This is a genomic window from Actinosynnema sp. NPDC053489 (genome assembly GCF_044544865.1).
Taxonomy (GTDB): domain Bacteria; phylum Actinomycetota; class Actinomycetes; order Mycobacteriales; family Pseudonocardiaceae; genus Actinosynnema.
The window spans coordinates 244,897-262,416 of record NZ_JBITXT010000009.1 but is presented as its reverse complement, the minus strand read 5'-3'; the positions used below and the strand labels follow the sequence as shown (position 1 = coordinate 262,416).

Below are 17,520 nucleotides of genomic sequence, written 5' to 3'. Positions count from 1 at the left end.
CCGCGCACCGCACAGTGCTCACCGGGGCGACCGCCGCTCGTCCGGCCGACCGCCCCGCCGATCCCACCGACCGAGGAGACCGCACGTGGCCGCCACGCCAGGCCAGCACAGGAGTTCCCACCACACCGCACCCGACCTGCCCGGCACCGGGACGACGGCGGTCACCGCACCGGTCACCGGCGCGCGGATCGAGGTCGACACGCGGGAGATGCGCAGGTCCGCGTACGGGATCGGCGAGGTCGGCCGCCGGATCACCGCGTTCGCCGCGGCCGTCGAGCCCGTGCTGGGCCGGAAGCCGATCAAGCGCGACCCGGCCTCCGCCGAGCAGGACGAGTCGTGGCGGCAGTTCGGACCGTTCCTGCACGAAGCCGTCACCGGGGTCGTGGGTTCGGTGCTCGTGCTCGGCGCCGCGCTGGAGGGCACCGAGACCGCGCTCGCCGAGCTGGCCAAGCGCCACGAGCTGGCCGAGGAGAACAACACCAGGACCGCCGCGCAGGTGTTGACGGCCGCCGGTCCCCGCTAGCGCCGCCGTCCCACCCGCCGCGGCGTCCCGGGTCCATCGGGCAGAGCCGCTTGCGCCATCGGGTCGTCCGGGCCGGCGGGCGTTGGTGGCGCAGGCCCCGGAACCCCACCGTTGGATCAAGGAGGTCGTGGTGTCCAATCCGCACAGTGAACATCTCAACCGGCTGATGTCGGAGCTGCGGGAAACGCAGCGCGCGATGGGGGAGGCGCAGCGGCGGCTGCGGGAACTCCGCGTCACCGAGACCGCGCCGCGCAAGGTCGTCTCGGTGACCGTCCGCCACGGCGGCGCCGTCGAGGACGTCAAGTTCCCCACCGCCGCCTACAAGAGGATGCCGCCGGCCGAACTCGCGGGCGTCCTCGTGGACGCCATCGCCGCCGCGCAACGCCGGGTCGCGGAAGAGGCGGCGGAGGTCATGTCGCCGCACATGCCCGCCGGGTTCGACGCGAAGGCGCTGTTCACCGGTGACGTCGACGCGGCGTCGTTCGAGGTGCCGGATTCCGGCCTGTCCGACGTGCTGCGCGACCTGCTGCCCGATTCCAGGAACTGAGGAGACGACCGTGGCTGTCAAGACGAACCCAGGCAACGGCGAGGACCCCGGCGCCGACCTGCCCCAGTCCGGTGGCAGCACCACTTCGGTGCCGACCACGGGCTCGTGGGAGCTGAAGGCCGACACGGACGAGCTGCGCAAGCGGGCGTACAACTCGGAGGTGTTCGGTGAGCGCATCAAGAAGTTCGCCGACTCCTGGTACCCGGTGCTCAGCCAGAAGCCGCTCAAGTCCGGGGACCAGGGGAGCCTCCAGGACGAGTCGTGGCAGCAGGCCGCTCCCGTCGTGGCGGGGCTGCTCACGGGCTTCTTCACCGGCGTGCTCGCGGCCGGGGCGGCGGTGACCGGGGTCGCGAAGGGCCTGACCACGCTCGCCAAGGCGCACGAGCAGGCCGAGGACAACAACGTCGCGGTCGGGCGGACGGCGCTGTACCAGCTCCCGCCACCCGAGCGGCGGGGGCAGCAGGAACTCCGCACCACCGATCCCGCGTCGGGTGACGAGCGGTTGTTGGTGGCGTCGGAGCGGACCGGTGCGACGGTGGAGCCGGAGTGGGTCGCGGAGCCGTTGCGGCCGGCGGATGGTGACGAGTTGCAGCCGCGGTTGGGTTTTCGGGATTCGCCGGGCGGTCGTTCCGGTGAGACGTCGGTGCTGACGCGTGAGCCGGGTTCTGGTGAGCGGTTGCTGGTGGCGTCGGAGCGGACCGACGCGACGGCGGAGCCGGAGTGGATCGCGGAGCCGCTGCGGCCGGCGGATGGTGTGGATGGTGACGAGTTGCGGCCGCGGTTGGGTTTGCGGGAGCCGGTGGACGGTGGTCCGGGGTGGGTTCCGGTGGTGGACGGTGATGTGGTGCCGCGTGAGTCGGTGGCGCCGGGTGATCCGGATGAGCCGGTGACGTTCACGCGTGAGCCGGGTTCGGGTGAGCGGCTGTTGGTGGCGTCGGAGCGAACCGACACGACGGTCGAGCCCGAGTGGATCGCGCAGGGGCTGACGCCCAGGACTGTCGAGTAGTCCACCGATCCGCCACCGGTCCACCTCGTTCCTCGCCCTCACAGGAGCAGCGCCGTGCCCGTCGAGTTCGAGTCCTCCCTCCCCGGGAGCATCGCCGCGATCCTGCTTGCGGGACAGCCGATCCCCCAGGTGAGCGCCCGCGCGGCCTTCCAACTGGCGGAGCTGTGGCGCGAGGCCGGTGCTCAGGTCACCGAGCTGTGGAACGACGTCGAAGGGCTGACCACCTCCTACGAGGAGGTGGTCAGCGACCAGACCGCGGCCGCGATCGAGGCGAGGATGAAGGCCTTCCGCGGGGTGGGCCGGCTGTTGAACGGGGCGGTGGAGTCGCCGGCGTGGCTGCACCAGCAACTCGGTTTGGGCGCGGACACCAACGAGAGCACCCTCCTCGCGGAGATCATGGTGGTGGCCACGCAGGTCATGTCCCTGATCGGGACGCCGTGGGGCCCGGTGCTGATCCCCGCCATCATCACCAGCGCGCGACTGGCGATCGCCAGGCTGCTCGAACGGTTCGCCGCGTGGGTCCACCTGGTCGCGATGGGCGCCAAGGAGGCCGCGCAGGAAGTCCTCCTCGACCTGTCCGTGCAGCTGGGGCAGCTCGCGGCCGACACACGGCAGTCGCTGGACGGCCAGTCCCTGACCGTGTCGGCGGGTGCGGGCTTCGGTGCGGGCGCCGCCATTGGCGGCCTCTACTCGGCCGCCCAGCGCTACTTCCCGGACCTCGTCAAGTCCTCGCTGTTCGCTGGCGCCGTCGAGGGCACCGTCGAGACCTTCATCACCACCATCGTCAACGTGGCGATGGGCCAGGGCCTGGACAGCCTGTGGATGAGCACCGCGAACGGCGCGGTCAGCGGCACGGGCGGCGCCGTCCTGGAGAACGTGCTGGGCGGCGAGGAGATCGACCTGCCGCCGCAGCTCGACCTGAGCGGCCTGGAGGCCGGTGAAGACGTCGGTGGGGATGTCGGTGGAGACGCTGTCGGCGCGGAGGACGGTCCCGGCGGTGGCGGCGAGACCGCACCGGAACCCGCGCCCGAGGAGCAGCCGACCGGTGGCGACGACTCGCAGGTGCTCGTGGACACCGACACCGGTCAGTCCGAGGAGGGGACCGGCGTCTGGCGGGACCTGGAGCCCCAACCGGAACAGGGTGCCGTAGAGGAACCGGAGACCGGCCAGGGCGATCAGCAGGGGGCCGCACCGGGTGACGCGCAGGAGGTCCCGCCGGGTACCGCGGAGGAGGTCCCGCCGCCCGGTGCGCAGGAGACCGCACCGGGCGGGCAGGCGGAGCAGGAAGCCCAGGAGGAGAGCGGTTCCGGCTCGTCCGGCCGCAGTTCGATCCCCGGTGCGAAGGTGGGTGCCGCGGTGACGGGCGCGGCGGCCGCGCTCGCCGTCGGAGGGGTGGCGGCCACCGGCCTGGCGGCGACTGGTTCCACCACCAACGGCGCGAACCCGCCTGCCCCGGGTCGTCCGGGCGACGTGCCGCCGCAGCGGCTCGGGCAGGACGACCCGGGTTCGAGGACCGGTTCGCCGTCGGACGCGGGTGAGGGACCGGGCCTGCGGCCGGGCAGCGGCTTCGACCCGCTCCCGGGTTCGTCGGACCTGTCGGCGCGGCCGGACGTGCTGCTCCCGCCGCACCCCGCGAACGTGCCCGGCCTGCTCGACGCGTGGGACCAGCCCGCTCCCGAGGTCACCGCTCCCCGGATCACCGACTCGCCGCAGGGCATCGACATCCACGACACCCCGGGGGACGCCCTCGGTCGCGACGACGTGGCCGCGCCGGAGCGCCAGGCTCCCGGCCAGGATCGCCCCGCAGGGCAGACGGGTCCGCTGCCGCTCAACGAGCGACTGCCGTTCCAGGACGCGCCACCCGTGCACCAGGTGGAGGGCCAGGCCAGGTCGGCGTTCGGCAACCCGGTGGCGCTGCCGCAACTGTCGGACAACCTGTTCGCCCCGCAGGCACAACCTCCCGCGCAGTCCGCACCGGTCCAGTCGGCACCGGTCCAGTCGGCACCGGTCCAGCCTTCGCCGGCGCAGCAGCAGTCGGACCCCGGACGGCAGGACCCGCAGGGCACCGCCAGGTCCGCGCCCGAGCGCGCGGGTCAGAGCACCGGGAACGGCGCGGGCACCATTGCGGGAACCACCACTGGAACCACCACTGGGATCACCCCCGACGGGGAAGTGGCCGACCTGTCGGCCCTGACCGGTGACACCACCACCCCGGTCGAGCGGGAAGCACCGGCCGCGGTGGGGCCGGAGGAGCCCGATGCCCGCGAGGACGTAACCCAGGAGACCGGTCGCCGGCAGCCGCTCCTGGCGGTCGGCCTGAACGAGGACGCGGCGGCCGAACTCCGGCGGGAGCACGGCGACGACCTGGTCGTGAAGCACGTCGACAGCCGGCCCGCCGAGCTGAACGCGCAGATCCGGCCGAAGTTCCCAGTGGACGCGACGCCGTGGCTGCGGGCGGACGGGTTCGCCGACGACTACCTGGCGGAGCAGGAGCGGCGGGCCGCCGACGAGGGGACCGCGGACCCGGGCCCGGTGGCCGAGCGGGACGTGCCGCTCGCCGGGCAGGTCGGCGGGGACACCCCGAGGACGGAGCAGGCGAGCCCGAGGACCCCGGCCGCGCCGGCGGACGGGACCCGGAGCGAGTCGACCGGTCGGCCTCGCCCCGGTGGGAACCCGGCGGGGTTCGCCGCCGCGGGGATGCCCCCGACCGACCCGAACGGGGTGCTGGGCGACCTCTCGCAAGGCGCCGTCCCGTGGACCCGTGCACTGCTGCGGTCGGACGCGGACCTGGTCAGGGACGAGCTGGGGGACGGGGCGCCGGCCGAGTACGAGCGGGCCCGGGTGCTCGTCGACGGTTTGGGCGAGGTCGACCCGGAGGTGCGCGAGGACCTCGTCGCGGTGGTCGCGTCCGACCTGTTCGGACAGGTCCCGGAGTCCGACGTGGTCGCCCTGGCCCGGCGGGTGCTGACGGACCTGGCCGTGGAGTCCGGGGTCACGCCGGTCGACGTCGTGGTGAGCGGTCCCGCCGTGGAGCCGCGGTCGACGCCGGAGCAGCGGTCGACGCCGGAACCAGAGCCCGAGCATGCGGTGGCCAAGGTGGAGATCACGCACCCGAAGCCGCGTCGGGCGCTCCCCGAGTGGGTGTCGCGCGGTGAAGACGTCGTGGAAGCACTCGCCGCCTCGGTCACGGCACCCGAACAGGACCACCGGGCACCCGACGACGGGGTGATCGGGGACGGGGCGCTGCCCGACCTGACGGACGCGGCGCACCCGTGGACGCGGGCGTTGCTCCGACTGGAGGCGAACGAGGCCCGGCGCGACCCGGTGGTCCGCGACGCGGGTGTGGTGGACCTGGCCAGTTCGATCGTGGACGAGGCGGGTGTCGGTGACCGCGGGGTGCGCGACGACCTCGTGGTCCTGGTCTCCGGCAACCTCGCCGAGGGTGCGAACGCCGACGACCAGCGCGTCCTCGCGCGCCGGGTGCGCGACGACCTCGCGGCCGAGCGAGCCGGCCTCGAACGGCGGATCGCGGTCGCCCGCTCGTCCGCGCCGGTGGGCGACCGGGTGCGGGGCGAGTGGCCGATCGGCTACGACGTCCGCCGGTTCGAGGTGGACGGCGACCCCGTGGTGGACCTCACCGTGCGGCTGCACCTGGCCGGCAACGCCCGGCTGCGCGACCGCGCCCGACGCGGCGTGGCCGAGTTCTACAACCGCGGCGACCGGCTGGCCGGCGGCGAGCTGCTCCACGTCACCGTCGAGTTCACCGACCGGGCCGAGGACGCCCACGCCTCGATCGACGTCCTGCCCGCCGGCACCCCCTCCCGCTGGTTCGGCTGGGCCGAGGACGGCGACAGGTCCGCGCCGGCGCGCGACGTCGCCCGTCTCCTGGGCGTGGACGACAGCCGCGTCGGCACCGGCGCGAGCGGGTTGTCGCCGCGGGACCTCGACGCGATCGAGGCACGGGTGTCGGCGCCGAGCCGTCGTGACGACGCCCCCGTGGCGCTCGTCGCCGACGGGCCCACCCACAACGAGACGCCCCACAACGAGACGCCCCACAACGAGACGCCCCACAACGAGACGCCCCACAACGAGACGCCCCACAGCGGGACGGCGGACAGCGGGTCGACCCGTCACGAGACCGACCACGAGGTGACCGCCGGCCCGGCGGCCCCGACCGCCGCCCCGACCGGGACGTGGACGCGCGACGTGCTGCACGCCCGCGCGGAGCGGGCGTCGGTCGACGTCCGCCTCCTGCCCGACGCGGTCCGCGACGAGCGGGTGCGGGTGGCGCGTGGCGTCGTGGCGTCGGTGCTCGATGTGACGGCCCGGGCCGACGTCGAGCTGGTGGACTCGCTGTCCTTCGTCGTCGCGGCGGAACCGGCCGGCGACCGCGCCAGGTCCCTCGCCGCCGAGATCGCCCGCGACCTCGGCCTGTCGCCCACCGCGTCCCCGGCCACCGCGTCCCCCGCCACCGGGAGCACGCGGCTGCGCCCGCAACTGTCGCTGGTCGTGCCCGAGGACGGCCTGCTGGACCGCGGGACGCCGTTGGTGCACGAGTTGGCGGCCGACCTGGCGGCGAGCGCGCGGACCCGGCGGGACCAGGGCTTCGAAGCCCCGGGGGTCGTCGTCTTCGGACCGCGCGCGGCGGTGGACGCGATCACCGACGTGCTGGCCGGGGGAGTGGACGGCGTCCGGGTGCGGGCGGTCCACGACAGCCGGAGCCGGATCGCCGACGTGTACGTGGACTGGACGCCGCGGCGAGCCCGGGGTTCGCTGCTGGGCACCGGACCCGCGGCGGCGGCCCTCTCCGCGCCTCCGCTGCCGGTGGTCGAGCGGCCGGAACGGGGCGGGGACGGCGTCGCCCCGCGCCGGGTGTCGCCGCGCCCGCCCGCGGCGCTGGTCCGACGGGCGCGGGCGCTCCAGCCGGTCACCGGCCGCGTGCGCGGCGAGCGCGTGGCCGGCCTGCTCGTGCCGGAGGGCGACGGGCACCGGGTCGACCGGAACGCCCGGGTGTCGCCGGTGCGCTACGACGTGCGCCGGTTCACCGTGGCGGACGTCCCGGTGACCGACCTGACCGCGGTGCTCCCCTCGCCGGGTGACCAGGGCGTCGAGGCCGACCTCCGCGCCGGTGTCGACCGCCGGTTCAACCAGGGCTTCGCCCTGTCGGACGGCTCCCTGCTGCACGTCACCGTCGAGTTCGCCGGGCCCCGCGCGGACATGGCGCCGATCGTCCCGACGCCCGACGCGGGGTCGCGGGAGGTCGGCCGGCTGCTCGGCCTGGACGACGGCGCGGACGACCAAGACCCGACCTCGCCGGTGGGACCGATCGAGTTCACCGCGAACCTGCTGGAGGTCCCGGCCGCACCGCCCCGCGCGCGGCTGGTCAGGTCCCCCAGGGACCTGGCGCGGATCGTGATCCTGCGCGGCCGGGTGGCCCTGTGGCGGCGCAGGGTCGCGGGCGGCCGGCCCGTCGGGGTGGAACCCGTGCGGTTCCAGATCGTCGAGTCGCAGGCGGCACCCGAACCGGCGCGGACCGCGTGGACCCGAGACGGCCTGGTGGAGCGGGCGGGGGAGGCGCGCTCGCGCTTGGACGCGCTGGACCGCACGACGCGCGAGCAGGTCGTGCGCCGCGCCGCCTGGGTCACCGACCTGACCACCGCCCCCGCGTCCCCGGACCGGGCGGACGAGCGGGCGGCGGTCGTCGACGTCGTCGCGGACCACCTGGTGTCGGGCGCGTCCTTCGCCGACACCACCGCCCTCGCGGGCCGGATCGCGGACGACCTCGGCACGAGGGCGCCGGAGAGCGCGTACGAGGTCTTCGACGTGCCCTCGCCCGATGCCGCGCGCCTCGGCGTGCAGGCGCTGCTGCGGGGCGCCGACCACGACCGGACCGGTCCCCGACCGCCCTGGACCGCGTCCCTGCTCGCCCAGACGGCGCACCGGTGGGCCTCGGCGTCGACCTCGCCGGAGGCCGCCGAGTCGGCCTGGCGCGAGGCGCGCACGATCGTGACCGCGGTCCTCGCCCCCGACGCCGCCCTCGACGACGTCGTGCGCCGGGACTTCACCGCCACGGTCGCGCACCACCTCGCGCGGCACGGCAGCACGAGGCGGAGCACGGTCCTCGCCTATGGCATCGCGCACGACCTGGGCGTCGCCGACCCGGAGCCCCCGTCGTTCACCGGTGTGGACCTGACGATCACGACCGCACCGGGTGAGCCCACCGGGCCGGCGGGGATGGCGCGGGTGCGGGTGCTGGGCGCGGAACTGGCCGAGACCAGGCGCGTGAACGCCGAGCGCGGCTACCGACCCCCGGTGGTGGAGGTCGTCGGCGGCGGCCGGGCGGCGGACGAGGTGCGGGACGTGCTCACCGCCCTCGGCGGCGTGGCCATCGTGCCCTCCGACGAGGGCCGGACCGGTCGCGTGGACATCCGGGTCGACCGGACGCCCCGCCCGGTCCTCGACGAACGCGCGCCGGACCGGCGCGGTGGGGACGAGTCCGCCCAGCGTGGCCGGGACGGGTCGGTCCGGCCCGACCGGCGCGAGCCTGCTGTGCGCGACCGGCGCGAGGCGGCCACGCGCGACCTGGGTGAGCCGACTGCGCGCGACCGGGGCGGGTGGGCCCGGGGCGGTGACGACGAGCGGACCGCGCGGGGCGGGAACGCCCCGGTCGCGCCCGCGCCGTTCGAACCCGCCGGTCCGCCCCTCGGCCTGGCCGACGTGCTGGAGCCCTCCCAGTGGTGGCGGCTCCACCTGGACCCCCTGGACCACGAGGACGCCGTCCGGCACTTCCCCGACGACCCGGGCGCGCTGAACGACTCGTGGCAGCCCGGCCACCGCGCCGGCATGGTGGACGCCTACCGGGCGTTCCTCGGCACGCGGGTGCCGAGCCGCTTCACGTCGGACGACTACGAGCGGATGCACGCCGCGGTCACCAGGTACCTGCCCGGCCGGTCGGGCTGGTCCGGGGCCACGGCGTACTCCGGGGACACCCGCTTCCCGCTGCACACCCCCCTCCACCCGGAGGTGCTGCGTGAGACGGTGGCCGGGCGTCCGCTGGTCGTGGACGCGGCCGGGCGCGACGCCGCCACCGACGACCGGCGGCCGATCGCGGTGCTCCAGCCGTTCCGGTACGAGGACGGCGGCGCGCGGGAACTCGTCACCGCCTACTCGGCGAACGAGGTCCGGGAGCTGGTCGACGCGGTGCTGGACACCTACTACCGCGACGTCGCGGGTGCCCGGGACGACCGGCAGCGGCTGCGCGCCATCGCGAGGGCCGTGCGCGCCCTCCACCTCGTCCACCCGTTCCGGGACGCCAACCGCAGGGTCAACGTGCACCTGCTGCTGCCCCGGCTGCTGCTGGACAACGGCTTCCGCCCGGTGAACCTGCCCAGGCTCTACGCGCTCTTCCAGGGCGGGTTCTCGCTGGACGAGATCACCTGGGTGCTCGGCGAGGCGCAAGGGCGCACGTGGGGGCCCGCCGCCGACCCGGACGTCCCGTCGGTCGACCGCATCCGCGACGAGCGCTCGCGCAGGCCGGCCACCGGGCGCGTGGACGGCACGGTCTCGGACCGGTGGGCCGTCTCCTACGAGACGCGCGCCTTCGAGGTCGACGGCGTCCGCGTCCGCGACCTCACCGTGCGGCTCCACCTGGACCCGGGGACCGGGGTGGCCGACCGACACGTGGCCGAGCTGCGTGACCGGGTCTCGGCCGGCGTCGACGAGGTGTTCAACGGCGGTGTCCGGCTGATCGGCGGGGACCGGCTCCACGTCACCGTCGAGTTCGTGGCCGAACCGGACGACGCGGACGACGTCATCGACCTCACCGGTCCCGGCGGGGAGGTCGAGCAGGCGAGCTGGCCCGTTGACGTCGACCCGGTGGCAGCGGCCGAGCAGGTCGCGCGCTACCTCGGCGTGGAGGAGCCGCTGTCCGGTGGGACGCCGCGGTTGACGCCCAGCCACCTCTGGCAGGTGGAGTTGATGGCGAGGGCCCTGGTGGACCCCATCGCCGAGCGGTCCGCGGCGCGGTCGAAGGACGACCGGATCAGCGCCTGGGTCGACGACGTCAACCGCGCCCTCGGGTTCCCCGAACCGGAGTCCGGCATCGCGCCCCCCGAACGCGACGACGACGGGAGCACCCCGGTTTCGGACGGTTCAGACCTGGACGGCCCAGACCTGGACGGCCCAGACCTGGACGGCCCAGACCTGGACGGCCCAGACCTGGACGGCCCGGTGCCGGACCGGCGGGACCGGCCCGCGCCCCTGCGCTTGAGCGACGTGCTGCCGCGCGAGCACTGGTGGCGGCTCTACCTCGACCCGAGGCACCACCAGCGGGCCCAGGAGGACAGCGCGGACGACCCCGGCCTGCTCTACGACCTCACCGAGTCGCCGGGCTTCCAGGAGGGCATGGTCGCGGCGTTCGAGCGCCTGCTCGACCCGCCGGCCATGACGCCGTCCCGCTTCACCGCGGCCGACTACCTGGACCTGCACCGCCTGGTCACCCGTGCGCTGGAGGAGGCGCCCCGGCCCACCGGGCTGCCGCAGGGCGACGCGCACCGGACGACGAACTTCCCGCTCTGGACCGACCGCCCCCACCCCGAGGTCATGGCGCGCACCCTGCTCGGCCGCCCGCTGATGGCCGAGCAGTGGTCGGACCCGCGCAAGCCGATCACCTACCCGGTCACCGTCGGGGGCGAGCCGAGGATCGCCACGCAGTACCGCGCGGAGGAGATCCCGGCGCTGGTCGGCGCGGCACTGGACACCTACTACGACGAGATCGCGCGGGCGACCACCGACCACGACCGGCTGCGGGCCATCGGCCGGGTCGTGAGCACGCTCCAGGTGCTCCACCCGTTCTCGGACGGCAACGGCAGGCTCAACGCGTACCTGCTGCTGCCCCGGCTGCTGCTGGAGAACGGGTTCCGCCCGGTGGTCCTGCCGGAGGCGTTCCGGTTGTTCCAGGGCGGTTTCTCCGCCTCGGAGATCGCCGACGCGCTGTGGCGCGGGCAGGACGCGGACCTGACCGCCGACGTGGTGGTGCCCCCGGACGCGGTACCGACCCCGGACGGCCCCGCGCCCGCCGGGCAGGACCCGGCGCCGCGCACCCCGGTGGCCGAGCCCGCGCCGGAGCGGCTCGGCGCGTCCGCCGCCGTCGACGCGGCCGTGGCCCGGTTCGAGGCCGCGAACAGGGCGTTCCTGGACGCGGAGGACCCGGACGACGCGCTGACGCGCGCCCTCACCAGGGAGATGGACCTCGCCGCCCACGAGCTGGACCGCGCCAACGCCGCGCTCGACCTGGAACGCGCCGTGGCCGTGTTCGACCGGGCGTTGGCGGAGGCGCGGCAGGCCGAGGACGACGAGGCCGACCTCGCGACCCTGACGCGGCTCACCGAGGCGGTCGCCGCGGCACGCCAGGACGTCGACGCCGCCCGTGAGCGGGTCGAGGAACTGGACAGCCTGCCGCCCGCGGAGCCCGACGACGAGTCCGACAGCTCGACGGACGTCGATGACGCGGACGACTCGGACGACACGGACACCGACGGCGATGACGGCTCACGCCCCGATCACGCGGAAGACTTCGATGACGCGGAGGGTCCCAGTGGCGTGGGGGGTCCCAGTGGCGCGGAGGGACGTGGTGGCGCGGAGGGACGTGGTGGCGCACGGGATCGCGGCGACGCGGACGTCCCCGGCGGCCGGGACGACCACGGTGGCACCGGCGACCCCGGCGACCGGCCCCGGAGGGCGGTCGCGCGCCTGTGGCACGTCCACGAGACCGCGCTGAGGCACCTGTCGTACGTGGAGGGACAGGTCCTGGACCTGATCCGGGCCGGTGACACCGTCCAGGCGTCGGCGCTCGAAGACGTGGCGGAGTACGCCTGGGAGCAGTTGCAGCTCGCCGCCGAGGCCGCGACCCGATCGGGTCCCGACCGCCTGCCGGTGCTCGCGACGGAGGACGAGCCCGCCCAGCGCCACGCCCGGATGCTGTACGAGCAGGCCGTGGAGGAGTACTCCGTCCTGCTGGAGGACCTGCGCAACGGCGTCGAGGTCGCCGAGAGCGACGACCGAGGCACCCCCGACGACCTGGCGACCGACATCCGCGTGGCCTGGTGGCTGTGGGAGATCACCCGCTACACCGATCCCTCCTACTACCAGGAGTCGTCCTCCTACATCGGGGTCGACGTGAGGGGCGCCCTGCAACTCGCCGCGGAACACGGGGCGCGGGCGCGGGCGCGGGAACTCGCCGTCGCGGCGGTCCACGAACGCGACCGGGCCGTGCGGCGGTTGCACACCGCGCTGGCCGACGACGCGCCTCAACGCGTCATCCGGCGCCTGCGCGGGGACGTGGCGTACGCCGTGGCGGTGCAGCGGTCCACCGCATGGCAGGTGGAGATCGTCGAGATCGTCGCGGAGCCGGACCAGGCGGTCCAACCCCGCACGGCCGCCGAGCGCGCCCGCGAGCTGGCCGTTGACCGCCTGGTGGCGGCGAAGCGCTACCACGAGCTGGCCAGGATCGCGCTGGACAGCGCTCGTGGGTCGGACTCGGACCGCCACGTCCTCCAGCAGACCAAGGACCTGGTCGACAGCGCGAAGACGGCTTTGAGCGCCGCGGGGTGGCAGGTGCGGATCGCCTCGGAGACCCGGGACGACCTGCACGAGCACGGCGTCGCCGACGTCGACGTGATCGCCATCCTGCGCGCGGCCGAGATCGACGGTGCGCGGGTGACGGCACGCCGTGCCCTGGCGGCGGCGGAGGCCGAGCTGCGACGGGTGGGTGGTGCCGCGGACGGCGCCACGACGCCCGGGTACGCGGTCCGCTCCCGGGAGTGGACCGCCCACCGACAGGCCTCTTTCCAGGTCGCGATCATCAACCGCCTCGTCGCCCGCGGCCAGGTGGCGCCCGGTGTCGACGTCGATCGCGACCCGGATTCGCCGCGGCTGTCCGCCGGGGACCGGGCGCGGGCGCGGGCGGGCGAGGCGCTGCGGGCGGCCCAACGGGAGCACGACCGCGCCGTGGAGGGCTTGCGCGCCGGGGACCCCGCCCGGCTGCCGGAGCTGAAGGCGGAGGTGGAGCGGGCCGAGGCCGCGATCGGGGAGGCGCTGTCCCGGGTCGATTTCGCCCGTCGGGCCCTGACTCCGGAGCACGAGAACGACGAGTGGCTGGCGAGCACGTTCGCCGCACCCGTCGAAGGCGAGGTCGGCACGCCCGGTCTGCGGCTGCGGGACGTGCTGCCGCGCGACCAGTGGTGGCGGCTCTACATCGACCCGAGGCACCACCACCGGGCGCTGCGCGAGAGCGCGGACGACCCGGGTCTGCTGTACGACCGCACCGAGTCCCCGGGCTTCCGGGCCGGCATGGTCAAGGCGTACGACGCGATCCTCGACCCACCTGTCATGACGAGCCGGAGGCTGACCTCCGCCGACTACATGAACATGCACCTGCTCGTCACCAGGGAGCTGGGCAAGGCGATCGAACCCAACGGGATGGAAGGTCTCCTGGCGCCGTGGAAGGCGTACTTCGGGCTCTGGACCGACGCTCCCGCTCCTGACGTGCTGACGCACACCGTGAACGGCAGGAGGCTGATGGGCGAGAGCGGAGACGGTGCGATCACCGCCGTCTTCGACGTCGGGCACTGGATGAAGCAGGTGCAGACCAACTACCGGGCCCACGAAACGCCGGCGCTGATCGACGGGGTGCTGGACGCCTACTACGACGAGATCGAGCGGGCGACCACCGATCGCGAGCGGCTGCGCGCCATCGGCTCGGCGGTGCGCAGCCTCCAGGTCATCCACCCGTTCTCGGACGGCAACGGCAGGACCAACGTGTACCTGCTGCTGCCCCGGCTGCTGCTGGAGAACGGCTTCCAGCCGGTGATCCTGCCCGAGATGTCCATGCTGTTCCAGGGTGGCTTCTCCCTGGACCAGCTCGCCGACGCGCTCCAGCGCGGGCAGGAGCGGGACCTGACGGAGGACGTCGTCGTGCCCGCCGAACTCCGCGACGCGCTGTGGTTCTCGATGCCCCGACCGTGGCCCGCCGAGGCGGAACCGGTGGCACAGCCCGAACCGGCGGCGGCGCCGGGGCAGGGGGCGGCGGTCGCCGATCCCACCGCGGAGCCCGGCCTGCTCGCCCCCGGCACGCGGGACGACGAGGTCGACGTCCAGGACGCCCCGGACGAGCGGACCTGGAACCGGGAGCTCTTCGAGCGCGCCCAGCGGGACGCCGGGGCGTGGCACGCGGTGCTCGCGGACCGGGAGGGCTACGGCGACCGGGGCTGGAGTCGGGAGCTCGGCGAGCAGGAGGTCTGGGACCGGGCCGCCCCGGAACGGGACACCCGGACCGGTGTGGCGCACGGCGGTCCGCCGCGTGAGGTGGCGCCCCCGGTCCCGCGCTTCGACCAGCCCTCCGGTCGGCCGTGGGACCTGGAGGATGACGCGGACGTCGTCCGGTTGGGTGCGGGTCGGCCGATCCGGGACGCCCAAGGCGGCGTCCTCGGCATCGCCTTCACGGGCGACTTCCGGTTCGAGGAGTCGCGGTCCGAGTCCCCGGAGGACGACCGGGAGGCGCAGGAGGCCGCCGACGACGCGCCGAGCGGTCGCCCGGTGGTCCCCGCGCGCTCGCGCTGGACCGCCGACGAGGTGCGGGCGGAGGCCGCGTGGTCGCGCGACCGGCTGGCCACCTACCCCGACGACATGCGCGCGGTCGCCCGCGACGCCGGCCGGGCGGTCGTCGACCGGCTCGCCGGGACCGCGGCCATGGCGCCGGACCTGCGCGAGGCGGTCGTCGACTTCACGGCCGAGAAGCTGTTCCGGTACGCGGACAGCGACCTGGCGGTGACGCTGGCCCGGCGGGTCGTGTCCGACCTGCGGACCGACGGCGGTGCACCGGTCACGGTGACGGGGCGCCCCGCCGCGCCTCCGCGCTGGACGGCGGCGAGGTTGGGCGCCGTCGCGCGGCGGGCGGTCGCGGACCTGGCCGCCCTGGACGCGGACGTGCGCGTGGCCGCCGTCCGCCGGGCGCGGGGCATCGTCGGGTTCACCGCGTCCGGCGCGACCGACGTCACGTCCTCCGTGCCGGCCGACCTCACCGCGGTCGTCGCGGACGACCTGGTCCGGCACGGCGACGTCCGCGGCTACTACCGCGGCGCGGTCGCCTACGCCCACCGGATCGCGCTCGACCTGGGCATCGCCGCGGACCCGCGCTCGCTGGCGGACGCGGACCGCTCCACCGGGCACCCGGGCAGTCCCGAGTGGTCCCACACCCTGCTGCCCGGTGCCGGTGAGCCGGACCTCGCGGCGGACGAGGGCCTGCACCGGTTGCGCCTGGAGCTGGGGGAGGAGGCGCTCCGGCGGGGCGAGCGGGGGTACGAGCCGCCGCTGGTGACGGTCTCCGGCGCGTTCGCGGAGCAGGTGGCCGCGGTCCTCGGGGACCACGCGGTGGTCGAGGTCCGGCCGGGCCGCGCCGACGGGGTGGACGTCCACGTCGACTGGGACCTCAGGCGCGACAGGTCCCGCCTCGGCGGTGAGGAGGTCTTCGCGGCCACGGCGCGACCGTCCGCCCCGGTGGGGGCCACCGCGGTCGTGGCCACGCCCGTGCTCGACGACCCGACGTGGCGGCACAGCACCGTGCCCGACGCGGAGTGGTTCAGCCCGCGCGGCCCGGTCTCGCCGGCGCGCGTGCGCGCCGCCCGGGCCGGGGTCCCGGTGACCGGCGCGGTCGAGGGCGAGGACTACGGCGTGCGGATCACCAGCACCATCAGCCCCGGGCACGTCGCCCTGGACCGCGCGCGGGTCGCGATCGCCTACGATGTCCGCCGCTTCGACGTGGACGGCACCCCCGTGCGCGACCTCACCGTGCGCCTGTACCTGGCGCACGGCGAGGCCACGCCCGAGGAGGTGGCGATCCTCCGGGAGACCGTGCGCGTCGGCGTCGAGGGCGTGTTCAACCGCGGCTACCGGTTCCCCGACGGGGAGCAGCTCAACGTCACCGTCGAGTTCGTGGAGCGGAGGCGGGACGCCCACGCCCGCGTCACCGTCGCGCCGGCCGGGACCAGGCCGTCCCAGCACCGCTGGCCGGTGGACCTCGAGCCGGGGAGCGCCGCGCACGAGGTGGGGCACTTCCTCGGGCTCAAGGACGAGTACTTCGAGCGCGGCGACCGAGCGGTGGTCTTCATGCACCGCGAGGGCGCGGGCCGCGTCGTCGACGACGGCGGCCTGATGGGCAGCCGGGCCGAGGGGCGGGCGAGGCAGCTCAAGCCCCGGCACCTGTGGCTCGTCGACAACACGATGAGGTCTCTCGGCCTCAGGGGGCCGCTCGCGCCCACCGCCCGCGACGCCGCGCCGCCCGCCGGGAACGGCCCGTTCGACCAGGACGGCCCGTTCGACCACGACGTGCCGTCCGGTGGGACACGTCGGGTCAGGTTCGCCCTGCCCGCCGAAGTCGGACAGCCGGACACCGCGCAGGTGGGACCGGACCCCACACCGCGGGAGCCGGACACCGCGCAGGTGGGACCGGACACCGCGCAGGCGGAGTCGGACACCGCGCCGGGGGACCCGGTCACCGCGCCGGTGGAACCGGCCACCGTGCAGGTGCAGCCGGACACGGTGTCGCTGGAGCCGGGTACCACGGCTGTGGTGCTGGGCGTCGCGTCGGTGGAGCCGGACGGCAGCCCGGCGGCGGGTGGCCCCTTGGGCGCGTGGACCCTGCACGACCTGCCGCAGTACTTCACGACCAGCCAGTCCCTGGGCCCGATCACCGCGGCGGCGCGCGGTGCGGAACACCTGGTGGCCGCCGTGGCGCGGCTGCTGCCCGCCGACGGCGCGGCGCCCCGACCGGGGGTCCGCGGCCTGCTCGACACCGTGGTGACGCGCATGACCGGCGAGGACCGCGCGCGGCCGAGGGGCGTCGAGGCCATCGGCCAGGCCGTCACCCGCGACTTCGAGTCCCTGCTCGGCGAGGGCCGCGAGTTCCAGGTGCGGGTCGGCGGGTCCTGGTACGACGTGCGCGTCCAGGCGAAGCTCGACCTGCCCACCGGTACCGCCGCGGAACTACCCCCGCCCGCCCGGCCTGCCGGCCTCGACACCAGGTTCGCCAACTCCGAGGGCGGCACGACCGCCACCACGGGCGAAGCCGCCGGCGACCTCGCCGTCGCCGGCGTGGTCAGCGCCGGCCTGGGCGCGTTCGGGCGGTTCATCGGCAGCGTGCCGCGCTCGCACGTCCACACCACCAATGTCGTCGGCTTCGAGGTCGAGGAGCAGCACATCCTGCGCGCCCCGGAGGTCGCCGAGGTCGAGGTGCCGGTCACCTACACCGTCTCGATCACGGACGCCGCCGGTGACATGGTGGCCGCCGAGGTCGTGACGAGCGGCCCGGACACCGACCTGCGCGTCACCCTCGACGTGCCGCTGGACCTGCCCCGCTTCGCCCGCGCGGGTGCGCTGTCCGAACGGGTG

The 17,520-nt window shown here is 75.2% G+C and carries 4 protein-coding genes (1 of these 4 only partly in view); all 4 read left to right on the top strand.

The features are described 5' to 3' along the window. The first annotated feature begins 85 nt into the window (after positions 1 to 85). The gene (locus ACIGNX_RS22380) at positions 86 to 523 is read left to right on the top strand and encodes a hypothetical protein (RefSeq protein WP_396542601.1); all 438 of its coding nucleotides are present in this window, start codon (positions 86 to 88) and stop codon (positions 521 to 523) included. Between the two features lie 130 nt (positions 524 to 653). After that, entirely contained in the window at positions 654 to 1,070 is a 417-nt protein-coding gene (locus ACIGNX_RS22375) for a YbaB/EbfC family nucleoid-associated protein (protein WP_396542600.1), read from the top strand. A gap of 10 nt (positions 1,071 to 1,080) precedes the next feature. Beyond that, positions 1,081 to 2,076 (top strand): hypothetical protein, encoded by a 996-nt coding sequence (locus ACIGNX_RS22370; RefSeq protein ID WP_396542599.1) that lies wholly within the window; start codon positions 1,081 to 1,083, stop codon positions 2,074 to 2,076. Between the two features lie 54 nt (positions 2,077 to 2,130). Continuing rightward, positions 2,131 to 17,520, top strand: partial view of a hypothetical protein gene (locus tag ACIGNX_RS22365; RefSeq protein ID WP_396542598.1) — the beginning only. Its footprint extends 20,739 nt past the window's final position; only the first 15,390 of its 36,129 coding nucleotides appear in the window; its start codon is at positions 2,131 to 2,133; its stop codon lies beyond the right edge, outside the window.